Raw genomic sequence first — 13,617 nt, forward strand, 5'->3', positions numbered from 1 at the left:
GCGGGAGCGGGGGCGGGCGGAGGTGCCGGAGAGCTACCAGCGCGGCACGGCAGGTGTCTCCCACTCCGGCTCGGCGACCCGCATCGCCGCCGCGTCGTCCCGCTCACGCAGCGAACCGTCGTCGTCGAGCCACCGCTGGTGGAGGAGGGCGAGCCTGTCGCGGTCGAGTTCGACGCCGAGGCCGGGTGCGTCCGAGACGGCGACCCTGCCGCCTTCGAAGGTGAGGCGCTCGGTCAGGACGTCCTCCGACTGCCAGGGGTAGTGGGAGTCGCAGGCGTGGTGGAGGTTGGGGACGGTGGACGCGACATGGGTCATGGCGGCCAGCGAGATCCCCAGGTGGGTGTTGGAGTGCATGGACACCCCGACGCCGAACGTGCGGCAGATCGCGGCGAGTTGCTGGGTGTTGCGCAGCCCGCCCCAGTAGTGGTGGTCGGACAGCACCACCTGGACGGCACCTCGGGTGAAGGCCTCCTTGATCTCGGCGAAGGTCGTCACGCACATGTTGGTGGCCAGCGGCACGTCGGTGGCGGCGGCGACCTCGGCCATGGCGGGCGTGCCGAGCGCCGGGTCCTCCAGGTACTCGAGCACGTCCCCGAGTTCCTCGGCCACCCTCAGCGAGGTCTGCACGGACCAGGCGCCGTTGGGGTCGAGACGGAGCGGGTGTCCGGGGAAGGCCTCGGCCAGCGCCTTGATCGCGGCGATCTCCTCGTCCGGCGGGAAGACACCGCCCTTGAGCTTGAAGGAGGTGAAGCCGTAGCGCTCGGTGAAGAGACGGGCCTGCTCGACGACCCCGGCCGGGTCGATCGCGGCACCCCAGTCGTCCTTCTCGCAGGCCACGCCCTCCGGGTGGTCGGCCCACCGGTAGAACAGGTAGGCGCTGTACTCGACGGCGTCGCGCACCTTGCCGCCCAGCAGCGCGTGCACGGGCAGCCCGAGCGCCTTGCCGAGGGCGTCGAGGCAGGCCACCTCGAAGGCGGAGACGACGGACAGCCGCAGCTTGTCGGCGGTCTGGACGCCACGCAGTCCGCCGACGTCGACCTGGCCGAGGACGCGGGAGCTGTCGACGGCGACCTCGTCCGCCAGCGGGAACAGCCCGTTGAGGTCGCCCACCTGCCGGCCGACCAGCTTCCGGGCGAAGGGCCGGGCCAGCTCCAGGTACTTGGTGTCGCCGTACGTCTCGCCGACCCCGGTGATCCCGTCGGCCGTCACCACCTCGACGATGAGCCGGGGGGTGTAGGGCTGGTGCACGCCCTGCGTGTTCAGCAGCGGCGGGTCGGCGACCAGGATCGGCGTCAGACGGACGTCCGTGATGGCGAGGTTCACAGCGCGGCTCCTACGAGGTCGAGTCCGGTGGTCAGCAGCATCCTGAGGTCTGCCAGGTCGGCGGCCGAGGGGTCGGTGAGCGGGGCGCGCACGGGTCCCACCGGACGGCCGCGCAGCCGGGCCGCGGCCTTGACCAGGGACACGGCGTACCCGGGCACCCGGTCGCGGAGTTCGACGAGCGGGACGTAGAAGTCGCGCAGCAGCTTGTCGACCGTGCCGTCGTCGCCGCCGCGGAGGGCGGTGAAGAAGGCGTTCGCGATCTCGGGGGCGAAGGCGTGGACGGCGGAGGAGTAGGCCGGGACGCCGACGGTGGCGTAGGCGCGGGCCTGGATCTCGGCGGTGGCGGCCCCGTTGAAGAACAGGAAGCCCTCGGGCGCGGCCAGCGTGAGGCGCTGGAGCCGGTCGAGGTCGCTGTGGCCGTCCTTGAGGCCGATGACGGTCGGGATGTCGGCGACGCGCCGCAGGGAGCAGGCCGTGAAGGCGACCTGGCCGCGCTGGTAGGCGATGAGCGGCAGCCGGGTGCGGGCCGCGATCTGCTCCAGCTGGGCGACGAGCCCGTCCTGAGGGGCGGTGACGAGGTAGTGCGGCAGCACGAGCAGGGCGTCCGCCCCGGCGTCCTCGGCAATGCGGGCGAAGCGGACGGCCTGGGCCCAGCCGTATCCGATGCCGGCGACGACGGGCACGCGCCCGGCGGCCTCCTCGACCGCGATGGTGACGACCCGGCGGTACTCGTCCTCGTCCAGCGAGAAGAACTCGCCGGTGCCGCAGGCCGGGAAGACGGCGCCGGGGCCGGTGGCGATCCGGTCCGCGAGGTAGGCGCGGAAGCCGTCCGGGTCGAGGGAGCCGTCGTCGTGGAAGCTGGTGAGCGGGAACGACAGCACCCCGTTCGCCATCCCCTCCTCCAGTCGCCGCACCACCGTGCCCGTATCAGGACTCACGCCTCGTTCATCTCCCTATGTAGATCTCATCCACGTATGAAGATGGAGGTTAGATACGCGAACGATCCCCGTCAATGGGCCGGGCATCCGCGCTTACGATCGGCACATGTCGGAGACAGGCGGCGTCCGCGAAGTGAAGTCGGCCGCGCGCACGGTCGAGCTGCTCGAACTCCTCGCCGCGCGCGGCGACCGTCCGGCACGCCTGCAGGAGCTCGCGGACGAGCTGGGCGTGCCGCGCAGCTCGATGTACGCGCTGCTGCAGACCCTGATCTCACGCGGCTGGGTCCGCACGGACGTCACCGGCTCCCTGTACGGCATCGGCATCCACGCCCTGCTCACCGGCACGAGCTATCTCGACTCCGACCCGCGCGTGCGGGTGGTGCGGCCGTATCTCGAAGAGGCGTCCCAGGCGCTGGGCGAGACGATCCACATGGGCCGCCTCGACGGCCGGGGCGTGGCGTATCTGGCGACACGCGAGTCGCACGAGTACCTGCGGACCATCAGCCGGGTCGGGCGGCGACTGCCGGCCCATGTCGGCGCGCTGGGCAAGGCGCTGCTGGCCGAGCGGGCCGACGCCGAGCTGCCGGAGGGGCCGTATGAGGCCCTCACCCCGAACTCCCACACCGGCAGGGAGTCCCTGCTGGCGGACCTCGCCGGGGTGCGCGCCCGGGGTTACTCGGTCGACCGGGAGGAGGGCGTCGTCGGCATCGTCGGTTTCGGCTTCGCCCTGCGCTACGACTCACCCGCCCAGGACGCCGTCAGCTGCTCGGTGCCGGTGGCCCGGCTGACGCCCGGGCACGAGGCGCGGATCGTCGCCGTGATGCGGGAGATCAGGAGCGGGATCGAGGCGACGGCGCCGGGCGCCGGGGGCGCGCCGCACTGGCGTCAGGACGCGCTGCGGGTGTGCGCGGGGACGCGGGAAAACGGGGTCGTCTACCCGACCTCACACACCCCAAACACAACATGACTCAGATCACACCCCCTGCGTTTCTTTCCTGAACCGCGTGCTTGATACAAATTGGCCGCGCGTTCCTGTCCGTCGACGGTCGTCGCCCAATCCCCTTCTTGAGCCGCTTCTTTCGCATGCCCTGGGAACGCCCGTGTCCACCCGCACCACCATGCCCTGGCCCCTCGTCGCCCTTTTCACGGCCGGGTACCTCGCCCCCTACCTCCTCCCGACCACGGTCGGCAGGCTCGACTCGGGGCTTCCGCTGTCCGCCACGCAGGCCGGAGCCGTCGGCAGTGCCCTGCTGCTGAGTTCGGCGTCGGCGGGGTTCCTGCTCGCGTCCCGGGTCGACCGCTTCGGCCCCCGCACCCTGGCCCGCGTCGGCCTCGCCCTCGCCGTCCTCGGCTACGGCACCGCCGCATTCAGCGCCTCCGTCCCCGCCGTGGTCGCTGGCGCGCTGCTCGGCGGCTTCGGCTCCGGTACGGCCACCACGGTCGCCGCCACCGGCATCGCCGGTCAGCCGGACCCGCACCGCACGACCACCCTGGGTCTGCTGAGCGTCTCCGCCCTCGCGGGGGCGGTCTACCTGACGGTGCCGCACCTCGGCTCCGGTCACGGCCAGCCCCTGGCCGCGATCGCGCTGACCGCCCTCGCCGTCTGGCCCCTGACGGGCCGTCTCCCGGTCCGTACGGCGGCCGCGGCCCCGCAGGCCCGCCGCAGCCGGAACCCGCTCCCCCACCTGCGGGCCGGTCTGGTCCTCGCCGCCGCCATGCTCTTCTGGTCGCTCGCGCAGAACTCCCTGTGGGGCGTCAGCGGTCGGATCGGCCTCACGCAGGCGCACCTCACGGAGGCGACGGTCGGCGCGGTCTTCGCCGTGGCCCTGGGCGCCGGACTCCTCGGGGTCGTCGGCGCGGGCGCGCTCGGGCCCCGGCTGGGCCGGGCGCTCCCGGTCGGAGCGGGGACGGTCCTCATCGCCGGCTGCATCGCCCTCAGCGCGTCCGCCACCGATCTGGCGACCTTCGCGGCCGGCGAGATCGCCTGGAACACGCTCTACCCGATCGTCCTGTCCTACGTCATCGGCCTGGCCGCCTCCCTCGACCCGCGGGGCCGTTGGGCGGTCCTGGTCGGCTCGGCGTCCTCGCTCGGCACGGCGGCCGGTCCGCTGACCGGCAGTGTGCTGTCCGCGCAGGCCGGCTTCCCGGCCATGGGCACGATCCTCGCCCTGGGCCTGCTGGTCGTGGCCCTCCCCATCACCGCGGTGGCCCTGCACACCGGGGGGCGCCCCCTGCTCTCCGGCGCGGTACGCCGCCGGGTCGGCACCCCGGCCGCCGTGGTCGCCGCCTCGACCGGCACCCCGGCCGACGTGCTGCCGCAGCCCGAGCAGCCGGTGGTGGAGATCCCCATCGACACCGCGGCCGCCCCCACCCGGCAGGCCTACGACACGGCGGGACCCCGGCAGGCGGCAGCCACACCGGGGCCCTCGTGAACCGCCGCACGGTTCACCGGAAGTCGTACGCCTCCACCTCCGCCAGGTAGCGGGCCCGCCGCTCCTCGTCGTGCTCCAGGAAGGACGCGACGAAGGAGTTGCGGGCCAGCTCCCGAAGCCGGTCCTCGCCGAGGCCCAGCGTCTTGCGCACGGCGTCGAAGTTGTCGCCCGCGTAGCCGCCGAAGTAGGCCGGGTCGTCGGAGTTGACCGTGCACAGCAGCCCGGCGTCCATCATCACGGGCAGCGGGTGCTCGGAGAGGACGTCGACGGCACGCAGCCGTACGTTGGACAGCGGGCACAGCGTCAGCGGGATCCGGTCCCGGACCAGACGGGCGACCAGCGCCTCGTCCTCCAGGCAGCGCAGCCCGTGGTCGATCCGCTCCACGCCGAGCACGTCCAGGGCCTCGGTGATGTACTCCGGCGGCCCCTCCTCGCCCGCGTGCGCCACCCGCCTCAGACCCAGGGCCGCCGCCGCGTCGTACACCTCACGGAACTTCACCGGCGGATGCCCGACCTCGGCCGAGTCCAGCCCGATCCCGACGATCCGGTCGAGGTAGGGCTTCGCCGCCTCCAGGGTCTCCAGCGCCGACTCGGCGGACTCGTCGCGCAGGAAGCACATGATCAGCTGCGTGGACACGCCGTGTGCGGCCTCGCTGTCGCCCAGCGCCCGCCACAGCCCCTCGACGACCGTCCCCATGCCGACCCCGCGCGCCATGTGGGCCTGCGGGTCGAAGAAGATCTCCGCGTGCCGCACACCCTGCGCGGCGGCCCGCGCGAGATAGGCGTTCGCGAGGTCCGTGAAGTCCTGCTCGGTGCGGAGCACGGCCATGAGCTCGTAGTACAGGTTCAGGAAGGACTGGAGGTCCTCGAACTGGTACGCCTTGCGGAGCTCGTCCGTGTCGGCGTAGGGCAGCTCGACACCGTTGCGGGTGGCCAGCTCGAAGGCCAGCTCCGGCTCCAGGGTGCCTTCGATGTGCAGGTGCAGTTCAGCTTTGGGGAGGGGCATCAAAGCATCGTACGGCCGCTTTACCGGCGTTTCGGAACCGGGACCCTGAGCAGGTCGTGGGCGACGGTCAACTCGCCTTCGTACCCGGCCGACCGCGCCTGCCGTTCGAACTCGTCCGGTTCGGAGTAACGCTGGCTGAAGTGGGTGAGCACCAGGTGCCGTACGCCGGCGTCCCGGGCCACCCGGGCGGCCTGGCCGGCCGTCAGATGGCCGTGGTCCGTGGCCAGTTGCTCGTCCTCGTCGAGGAACGTCGACTCGATGACCAGCATGTCGCAGCCCTCGGCCAGCGCGTGCACGCCCTCGCACAGCCGGGTGTCCATGACGAACGCGAAGCGCTGTCCGCGGCGGATCTCGCTGACGTCGTCGAGGCGGACGCCGTCGAGCGCACCCTCGCGGTGCAGGCGGCCGACGTCCGGGCCCTTGATGCCGTGCGCGGCGAGCCGGTCGGGCAGCATGCGGCGGCCGTCGGGCTCCACGAGGCGATAGCCGTAGGACTCGACGGGATGGGAGAGCCTGCGGGCCTCCAGGGTGTAACCGCCCGGTTCGGCGATCACCCCGTCGGCGCCGACCGGCGCCTGGAGGAGCTCGACCGTCTCGCGGTAGGCGGTGGCGTACCGCAGCCGGTCGAAGAACCGCTGCCCGGACTTCGGGTAGTGGGCGGTGACCTGGTGTGGGACCCGGTCGAGGTTGATGCGCTGGATCACTCCGGCGAGGCCCAGCGAGTGGTCCCCGTGGAAGTGGGTGACGCAGATCCGGTGCAGGTCGTGCGCGGCGACCCCGGCACGCAGCATCTGCCGCTGCGTGCCCTCGCCGGGGTCGAAGAGGATGCCCTCGCCGTCCCACCGCAGCAGATAGCCGTTGTGGTTGCGGTGCCGGGTCGGGACCTGGCTTGCGGTGCCGAGGACGACCAGTTCACGTACGGACACGGTGACCTATCCGGGGGGCCACTGCAGGCCACGGCCGCCGAGGACGTGCGCGTGGGCGTGCCAGACGGTCTGGCCGGCGCCGCTGCCGGTGTTGAAGACGACGCGGTAGCTGTCCAGCTTCTCCTCGTCGGCGATCGCCTGGGTCTCGCGCAGCACGTCGGCGGCGAGCTCCGGGGCGGCCGTGGCGAGGGCTGCGGCGTCCTTGTGGTGGGCCTTCGGGATCACCAGCACGTGGGTCGGCGCCTGAGGGTTGATGTCCCGGAACGCCACGGTCGTCTCGGTCTCACGGACGATCGTCGCCGGGATGCTCCCCGCGACGATCTTGCAGAACAGACAGTCGTCCTGCGGTTCGCCTGCCATGCGTGTGCCTCCTTCACGCCGGTGATCTCTTGTAGGGGGATGCTATCGAGGTGGGCGCCCACCGCGGCGGTCACGGCAACGCGGGCGGAACCTTGGCCGGCGTCGCCTCCAGCGCCGCCGTCGCCAGTCGGATCGCCTCGTCCAACTGCGCGTCCCGCCCCGCGGCGTGGTCCTGCGGCCGCTGCACGACCTCCACGTCCGGATCCACCCCGTGGTTCTCCACCCCCCACTCGTACCCCTCCAGCCAGAACGCGTACTTCGGCTGCGTGATCAGCGTCCCGTCGACCAGCCGGTACCGGCTGTCGATCCCGATCACCCCGCCCCACGTCCGCGTACCCACCACCGGCCCGATCCCGAGCGCCTTGATCGCCGCGTTGACGATGTCCCCGTCGGAGCCGGAGAACTCGTTGGCGACGGCGACCACCGGTCCGCGCGGCGCGTCCTGCGGGTAGCTGTAGGGCCGCATTCCGCGTGGCACGGCCCATCCGACGATCCGCCGGGCCAGCTTCTCGACGACCAGCTGCGAGGTGTGCCCGCCCCGGTTCTCGCGGACGTCCACGACCAGCCCCTCGCGCGCCACCTCGACCCGCAGGTCGCGGTGGATCTGGGCCCAGCCGGGCGCCTGCATGTCCGGCACGTGCAGATAGCCGAGCCGCCCGCCGGACTTCTCATGGACGTACGCCCGCCGGTCGGCGACCCACGCGTGGTAGCGCAGCGGCTCCTCGTCAGCCGTCGGCACGACCACCGCGTGCCGCACCTCGCCCCCGCCGGACGGGGAGATCGTCAGCTCGACCGGCCTGCCCGCCGTACCGACCAGCAGCGGCCCGGGCCCGGTCACCGGATCGACCGGCATCCCGGCGACCGCGACGATCGCGTCCCCGGCACGCACCGCGACGCCGGGCGCGGCCAGCGGGGAGCGGGCGTCCGGGTCGGAGGTCTCGGTCGGCAGGATGCGGTCGATGACCCACCGCGCGGATCCCTGCGGGCCGTCGTGCCGGGAGATGTCCGCGCCGAGCAGCCCCTGCCGGGGGCCGCTGCCGTGGCCGCCGCGCGGGACGACGTAGGCGTGCGAGGTGCCGAGCTCGCCCTGCACCTCCCACAGCAGGTCGACGAGGTCGTCGTGGGTGGCGATCCGGTCGAGGACCGGACGGTAGCGGTCCAGGACGCCGGGCCAGTCGGCGCCGCCCATGTCCGGCCGCCAGAAGTGGTCCCGCATGACGCGGCCGGTCTCCTCGTACATCTGGCGCCACTCGGCCGCCGGGTCGACGGTCTGCCGTACCCGGCCGAGGTCGACGGTGATGTTCGTGTCGCTGTCCTCGTCGGCCGAGGCCCGCCGGTCGCTGGGTACGACCTTGAGCCGTCCGTCGGTCCACAGCAGGACCCGCTTGCCGTCGCCGCTCACCGCGAAGTGGTCGGCGTCGGCGGCGAGGTGCTCGATGCGCTGCTGGGCGAGGTCGTAGCGCTCCAGCTCGGTGTGCGGGTCGGGGTCGTCGGGGGTGGCCCGGGAGGAGCCGAGCACCCCGCGGACCGGGTGGCGCAGCCACAGCACGCCGTCCTTCGCGGCGCGCAGGTTGGAGTAGCGGGCCGCCTCGACCGGGAACGGCACGATCCGGTCGGCGAGGCCGTCGAGGTCGACGCGGGTGGCCGGGGTGCCCTCGCTGTCGGGCGTCTCGTCCTTGTCGGGCGCCTCGAAGGGGCGGCCGTGGCGCTGCGGGCCGAACGGCGAGGGCGTGGTCGCGGCCAGCGTGATCAGGTGCGGACGGTCGCCGACCACGAAGGCCAGGTCGAAGACGTGCTCGTCGTAGACCGGGTCGAAGGACCGGTTGGACAGGAAGGCGAGGTGCTTGCCGTCGAGGGTGAAGGCCGGGGCGTAGTCGCGGAACCGCAGCGGGGTCGCCTCGGTGACCGACAGGTCGGTGGTGTTGGCGAGCCGCAGCTGGCGCAGCGGGCCCGGGCCGGGGTGCGACCAGGCGAGCCAGGCCGAGTCGGGTGAGAAGACCAGGCCGGAGACGTCGCCCTCCTCGCTGCGGTCGACCTCGCGCACCTCGCCCGTCTCGCGTTCGACGAGCAGCACGCGTCCGTCGTGCGCGGCGACCGCGGCCCGACTGGCGTCGGGTGCCATCGCGAGGGCCAGCACCCGTCCGAGCTGTCCGGCGGCGAGCCGGCGCGGGGTGGCGCCGGGCGCGTGGCCGGTGGCGGGCGCGAACTCCAGGGCGTCGTCGCCCTCCGCGTCCGTCACCCACACCACCCACTCCTCGCCGTCGGAGCGGAAGGTGCGCGGCAGCCGGGCCCGGACGCCGGGTTCGGCGGCGAGCGCGCGGGCCGGGCCGGCGCGGTGGGTCACCCAGTGCACCGCGCCCCGCACGGCGACCGCGCTGCCGCGAGCGGTGTGGTCGGGGGCGGCCGACCCGAACCAGCGGGAGGCGTTCACGGTGAACGGCTGCCGGTCGGCGTGCTGCCCGCCGAGCCGCACCTGAAGCCGTCGGGGCTCGGCGCCGTCGAGGTCGTCCAGGATCCACAGCTCACCGGCACTCGCGTAGACCACCCGGGTGCCGTCACCGGCCGCGTGCCGGGCATAGAACCCGTCGACCGGGGTGTGCCGGCGCAGGTCGGACCCGTCGGCGAGGGAGGAGTACAGCGCGCCGACGCCCTCGTGGTCGGACAGGAAGGCGATCCGGTCCCCCGCCCACACGGGGTACTCGATGTTCCCGTCCAGTTCCTCGTGCAGCCGTACGAACTCCCCGTCGCCCTCACGGTCGATCCACAGCTTGCCCGCCGTACCGCCCCGGTACCGCTTCCACCAGGCGGCCTCCCGCCCCATGGGCGCGGACAGCAGGACCGTGCCGGGGCCGCCGTGGGCGACGTCGCCGACGGGCCCGTACGGCAGGGTCGTGCCGGGGCCGCCGTCCAGCGGGACGGCACGCGCCCAGCTGCGGCGGAGGCTGGCCTGGCCGTACGTGCTGACCGCGAGGACCTCGCCGTCCGGGGTCCAGCCGCGCACCTGCGTGCGTGAACTGCCCCAGTACGTCAGGCGCTTGGCGGGGCCGCCGTCGACCGGGGCGATGTGCACCTCGGGGGCGCCGTCACGGGTGGAGGTCCAGGCGACGGTGGTGCCGTCCGGGGAGACGCGGGGGTGGGTGACCGGCACGTTGTCGGCGCTGACCCGCCAGGCCCGGCCACCGTCCAGGGGGGCGAGCCACACGTCGTCCTCGGCGGTGAAGGCGACCAACTCGCCGTGCAGGTGCGGGAATCGGAGGTACCCGGAGGTCGCAGACTGTGTCACCCGGTCACCCTACGCACGCCCGGCGGCCGGGGACAGGGTTTCGGCCCGGATGTGATCACCTGCCCGGCCGCGCGCGGCGACCGGTCACTTGCCGTCGGGCCAGCACTGGGGCGCCTTCTGGCAGTAGACGGTCTTCGTGACGGTCACGGTGACCGTCGGACCCGGCTGACCGGGGTCGTTGACGGGCGGGGTGTTCTTGGCGTCGCAGTCCCCCAGCCCCTCCACGTGGAACCACACCTTGCCGTCGATCTTCGCGGTGAGGTCGCCGCGCACACACGCGCCGCTGACCGCACGGGTGACCTTGCCCGTGACCGTGATGTCCTTGCCGTCGTCGGTCTCGCCCTCGCAGTCGACCTCGGCGACGGCGTTCTCGGTGGCCGTGGGGGTGGAGCGGCCGTCGCCGTACGAGGCCGTGCAGTTGAGCCAGCGCACATCGGCCTTCTGCCGCTCCAGCTCGGCCGTCACGGTCTGGTCGGTCGTGTACGCCACGGTCGCGGAGTTCAGCCCGGCCGGGTCACAGGCGACCGCTCCGCCCACGGCGAGCCCCGCCAGAGCCACCGCAGCCACCACGCGCCGCGCACGCGGCCGACGCCAGATACGCCTCAACGCCCCCATGGAGGGCAGCCTGCCACCGCCTGGGCCCCGACGGTAGAGCGCATACGGCCACTCGTGCGCCCCGCGGCTACCGTGGACGGATGCGCAAGGACCACAGCCTCAGAAGGCTCGTCGTGGACGAAACAACGGTCTACCTGTGGAACGTCCGTCACCGGCACGGCGACGGCGATCCCTGCCGCGAGACCCTCACCCTGCTCCGCGACGGCGTCCGCACCAGGATCGTCTTCCGGTCCGGCGCGGGGCGCTCCGCGGGCGGCGGCTACCCCGGTCACTCGGGCGGGGTGGACGACCGGCACGGCTACCTCAACCTGAACGAACCCGGCGTGGTGCGGGCCCTGGTCGACGAGGCGTCGAGACGCGGACTGCTGTCCGGCGGCGGGGAGTTGGACGGCTGGGAGCTGCTGCCGGCGGTGGTCGTCAGCCGCGCAGCAGCAGCCACTCCTGAAGTTCCACCAGGTTGCCCTCCGGGTCCTTGAGGTGCGCGACCCGCATCCGGTCCGTCATCGCGGCCGGGCCGTTCAGGAGGGTCGCCCCGCGGTCGGTGATCTGCTCGCAGTAGGCGTCCAGGTCGTCGACGCGCAGCACCACCAGGGAACGGTGGCCGGTGGCGACGTCGCCCAGCTCGCCGAGCACCTCGGCCATCATGGCCCGGTCCTGCAGGGCGATGCCCGCGGAGCCGGTGGCGGGACCGAACTTCTCGTACGGTCCCTCCGTCGCCCCCGACTGTGGCCTCAGTCCGAGGACCTCGGCGTAGAAGCGGTAACAGGCGGCGAAGTCACCGACGAGCAGACGTACCTGGGCGAGTTCCAAGACCGATCTCCCTGAAGTCAGGACCAGCGGCCCGAGCGGCCGAGGAGCAGGGCGGCCGCCGCGGTCCCGGCGGTCGACGTGCGCAGCACGGTCGGCCCGAGCCGGTACGCCTTCGCGCCCGCCTCCTCGAAGAGAGCCAACTCCTCGGGGGAGACGCCCCCTTCGGGTCCGACGACCAGCACGATCTCGCCGTCGGCGGGCAGTTGGGCGGTGGCCAGCGTCTCCTCGCCGCTCTCGTGCAGTACGGCGGCGAAGTCGGCTTCGGCGAGAAGTGCGGCAACCTGTCTGCTCGTCGCGGCGTCCGCGACCTCGGGGAAGCGGACCCTGCGGGACTGCTTGCCGGCCTCGCGGGCGGTGGCCCGCCACTTGCCGAGCGCCTTCAGCCCGCGGTCGCCCTTCCACTGGGTGATGCAGCGGGAGGCCGCCCACGGCACGATCGCGTCGACGCCGGTCTCGGTCATCGTCTCGACGGCCAGCTCACCGCGGTCGCCCTTGGGGAGGGCCTGGACGACGGTGATCCGGGGGGACTCCGGGGGCTGCTCGCCCACCCTCGTCATGTGGACGACCAGCCGGTCCTTGCCCTCGGCCGCGACCACCTCGCACTCGGCCCAGCGTCCGGCACCGTCGGTCAGAACGACCGTCTCCCCGGGCCGCAGCCGCTTCACCGAGACGGCGTGCCGCCCCTCGGGCCCGTCCAGCACGTACTGCCCCGCGCCGGCCGCGTCGAAGTGCTCGACGACGAACACCGGCGCCGTCATCGGGCGCCGCCCCGCGACAACGCTGTCCGAGCGGCGTCGAGTTCGGCCGCCAGCACCTCCACCAGCCGCCCGGCGGGCAGCTCGCGGGCCATCCGGTGCCCCTGCCCCGCCCACAGCGCCATGCCCTGCGCGTCGCCCGCCTTGGCGGCGGCCTTGCGCAACGGCGAGGTCAGGTGGTGGATCTCCGGGTAGGCGGCGGGCGCGTAGGGGCCGTGCTCGCGCAGGAAGCGGTTGACCAGGCCGCGGGCCGGGCGGCCGGAGAAGGCGCGGGTCAACTCGGTACGCACGTAGAGGGGGTTGGTCAGCGCCTGCTTGTGTACGGCGTTCGCGCCGGACTCGGGAGTGGCGAGGAACGCCGTGCCGAGCTGGGCCGCGACCGCGCCCGCCGCGAGCACGGCGGCGATCTGGCTGCCGCGCATGATGCCGCCGGCGGCGACGATCGGGATGCCCACGGTCTCGCGGATCTGCGCGATCAGGGAGAGCAGGCCTATGCCGGAGCCGTCGGTCTCCGGGGTGTCGCGGTGGGTGCCCTGGTGGCCGCCCGCCTCCACGCCCTGCGCGATCACCGCGTCGGCGCCCGCCCGCTCCACGGCGAGGGCCTCGTCGACGGTGGTCGCCGTGACCAGGGTGAAGGTGCCGGCCCGGCGCAGCGAGTCCAGCACGTCCGCGCTCGGCACGCCGAAGTGGAAGGAGACCACCGGCACCGGGTTGTCGAGCAGCACCGAGAGCTTGGCCTCGTAACCGTCGTCGCGGCCGCTCTCGGGGTCGCCGAGCTCCGTGTCGTACCAGGCGGCCTCGCCGGCCAGCTGGTGGGCGTAGACGTCGACGGCGGCGGGGTCCGCGTACTCCGGCTGCGGCATGAAGAGGTTCACGCCGAACGGGCGGGTCGTGAGGCTCCGCAGCTGTTTGATCTCCTGGTACAGGCCGTCGGCCGTCTTGTACCCGGCGGCGAGGAACCCCAGCCCGCCGGCCTCGCACACGGCGGCGCCGAGCGTCGGGACGGAGACGCCGCCCGCCATGGGGGCCTGCACGATCGGATGAGGGAAGAGATCGGTCAGTGCGGAGGACATGACGGCATGTTGTCACGTCCTTTGAACAAGTCCGAATCGGCCCTTCCCCCGAGCACGTGTCGGCACTTCAGCGGGGGCCCGGGCCCCCGCCAGGTG

General features: G+C 73.2%; 13 protein-coding genes. 3 read left to right on the forward strand and 10 right to left on the reverse strand.

The genetic code is table 11. The annotated features are described in order from the left end of the window. Positions 1-33: 33 nt before the first annotated feature. Both AQJ84_RS12485 and AQJ84_RS12490 read right to left on the reverse strand, forming a co-directional pair. Positions 34-1,323: a glucarate dehydratase family protein gene (locus AQJ84_RS12485; RefSeq protein ID WP_030043005.1), complete on the reverse strand. Its 1,290-nt coding sequence runs from the start codon at positions 1,321-1,323 to the stop codon at positions 34-36. Next, positions 1,320-2,216 (reverse strand): 5-dehydro-4-deoxyglucarate dehydratase, encoded by an 897-nt coding sequence (locus tag AQJ84_RS12490; RefSeq protein WP_051870137.1) that lies wholly within the window; start codon positions 2,214-2,216, stop codon positions 1,320-1,322. Before AQJ84_RS12490 ends, AQJ84_RS12485 begins: the two co-directional genes overlap by 4 nt. A gap of 151 nt (positions 2,217-2,367) precedes the next feature. On the opposite strand from AQJ84_RS12490, the gene AQJ84_RS12495 reads away from it, so the two are divergent. After that, positions 2,368-3,228, forward strand: a complete 861-nt coding sequence (locus AQJ84_RS12495; protein WP_225877368.1) for an IclR family transcriptional regulator — start codon at positions 2,368-2,370, stop codon at positions 3,226-3,228. 151 nt (positions 3,229-3,379) lie between these two features. Further along, positions 3,380-4,693: an MFS transporter gene (locus AQJ84_RS12500; RefSeq protein WP_107082656.1), complete on the forward strand. Its 1,314-nt coding sequence runs from the start codon at positions 3,380-3,382 to the stop codon at positions 4,691-4,693. A 13-nt stretch (positions 4,694-4,706) separates the two neighbouring features. On the opposite strand, the gene AQJ84_RS12505 is transcribed toward AQJ84_RS12500, so the two are convergent. From AQJ84_RS12505 to AQJ84_RS12525, 5 genes are all read right to left on the reverse strand, one after another. Beyond that, positions 4,707-5,699 carry an adenosine deaminase gene (locus AQJ84_RS12505; RefSeq protein WP_030043000.1) on the reverse strand — a complete coding sequence of 331 codons (993 nt, stop codon included), beginning with the start codon at positions 5,697-5,699 and terminating at the stop codon, positions 4,707-4,709. 20 nt (positions 5,700-5,719) lie between these two features. Continuing rightward, positions 5,720-6,625, reverse strand: a complete 906-nt coding sequence (locus tag AQJ84_RS12510; protein WP_030042999.1) for a ribonuclease Z — start codon at positions 6,623-6,625, stop codon at positions 5,720-5,722. A gap of 6 nt (positions 6,626-6,631) precedes the next feature. Then, positions 6,632-6,985: a histidine triad nucleotide-binding protein gene (locus AQJ84_RS12515; RefSeq protein ID WP_030042998.1), complete on the reverse strand. Its 354-nt coding sequence runs from the start codon at positions 6,983-6,985 to the stop codon at positions 6,632-6,634. A 70-nt stretch (positions 6,986-7,055) separates the two neighbouring features. Then, positions 7,056-10,268 carry a S41 family peptidase gene (locus AQJ84_RS12520; protein WP_053190538.1) on the reverse strand — a complete coding sequence of 1,071 codons (3,213 nt, stop codon included), beginning with the start codon at positions 10,266-10,268 and terminating at the stop codon, positions 7,056-7,058. 84 nt (positions 10,269-10,352) lie between these two features. Beyond that, positions 10,353-10,883: a hypothetical protein gene (locus AQJ84_RS12525; RefSeq protein WP_078632232.1), complete on the reverse strand. Its 531-nt coding sequence runs from the start codon at positions 10,881-10,883 to the stop codon at positions 10,353-10,355. A gap of 80 nt (positions 10,884-10,963) precedes the next feature. Between AQJ84_RS12525 and AQJ84_RS12530 the strand changes: the two genes are divergently transcribed. After that, positions 10,964-11,359 carry a hypothetical protein gene (locus tag AQJ84_RS12530; protein WP_059198816.1) on the forward strand — a complete coding sequence of 132 codons (396 nt, stop codon included), beginning with the start codon at positions 10,964-10,966 and terminating at the stop codon, positions 11,357-11,359. Here AQJ84_RS12530 and AQJ84_RS12535 read toward each other — a convergent pair. The 3 genes from AQJ84_RS12535 to AQJ84_RS12545 are packed head-to-tail and all read right to left on the reverse strand — an operon-like array spanning position 11,301 to position 13,521. Beyond that, positions 11,301-11,693: a VOC family protein gene (locus AQJ84_RS12535; RefSeq protein WP_030042996.1), complete on the reverse strand. Its 393-nt coding sequence runs from the start codon at positions 11,691-11,693 to the stop codon at positions 11,301-11,303. The genes AQJ84_RS12530 and AQJ84_RS12535 overlap by 59 nt on opposite strands. A 17-nt stretch (positions 11,694-11,710) precedes the next feature. After that, positions 11,711-12,451 (reverse strand): 16S rRNA (uracil(1498)-N(3))-methyltransferase, encoded by a 741-nt coding sequence (locus AQJ84_RS12540; RefSeq protein WP_053190536.1) that lies wholly within the window; start codon positions 12,449-12,451, stop codon positions 11,711-11,713. After that, complete coding sequence (locus AQJ84_RS12545; RefSeq protein ID WP_030042994.1) at positions 12,448-13,521, reverse strand: nitronate monooxygenase; 1,074 nt, start codon at positions 13,519-13,521, stop codon at positions 12,448-12,450. The genes AQJ84_RS12540 and AQJ84_RS12545 overlap by 4 nt, the downstream gene beginning before the upstream one ends. Positions 13,522-13,617: the final 96 nt, after the last annotated feature.

The sequence above is a fragment of the Streptomyces resistomycificus genome (assembly GCF_001514265.1).
GTDB classification, from domain to species: domain Bacteria; phylum Actinomycetota; class Actinomycetes; order Streptomycetales; family Streptomycetaceae; genus Streptomyces; species Streptomyces resistomycificus.

What these genes read in the sequence shown, in the direction of transcription:
- AQJ84_RS12490 (WP_051870137.1), bottom strand. Translation starts at nt 2,216, where the DNA reads ATGGCGAACGGGGTGCTGTCGTTCCCGCTCACCAGCTTCCACGACGAC.
- AQJ84_RS12495 (WP_225877368.1), top strand. Translation starts at nt 2,368, where the DNA reads ATGTCGGAGACAGGCGGCGTCCGCGAAGTGAAGTCGGCCGCGCGCACG.
- AQJ84_RS12500 (WP_107082656.1), top strand. Translation starts at nt 3,380, where the DNA reads ATGCCCTGGCCCCTCGTCGCCCTTTTCACGGCCGGGTACCTCGCCCCC.
- AQJ84_RS12505 (WP_030043000.1), bottom strand. Translation starts at nt 5,699, where the DNA reads ATGCCCCTCCCCAAAGCTGAACTGCACCTGCACATCGAAGGCACCCTG.
- AQJ84_RS12515 (WP_030042998.1), bottom strand. Translation starts at nt 6,985, where the DNA reads ATGGCAGGCGAACCGCAGGACGACTGTCTGTTCTGCAAGATCGTCGCG.
- AQJ84_RS12525 (WP_078632232.1), bottom strand. Translation starts at nt 10,883, where the DNA reads ATGGGGGCGTTGAGGCGTATCTGGCGTCGGCCGCGTGCGCGGCGCGTG.
- AQJ84_RS12530 (WP_059198816.1), top strand. Translation starts at nt 10,964, where the DNA reads ATGCGCAAGGACCACAGCCTCAGAAGGCTCGTCGTGGACGAAACAACG.
- AQJ84_RS12540 (WP_053190536.1), bottom strand. Translation starts at nt 12,451, where the DNA reads ATGACGGCGCCGGTGTTCGTCGTCGAGCACTTCGACGCGGCCGGCGCG.
- AQJ84_RS12545 (WP_030042994.1), bottom strand. Translation starts at nt 13,521, where the DNA reads ATGTCCTCCGCACTGACCGATCTCTTCCCTCATCCGATCGTGCAGGCC.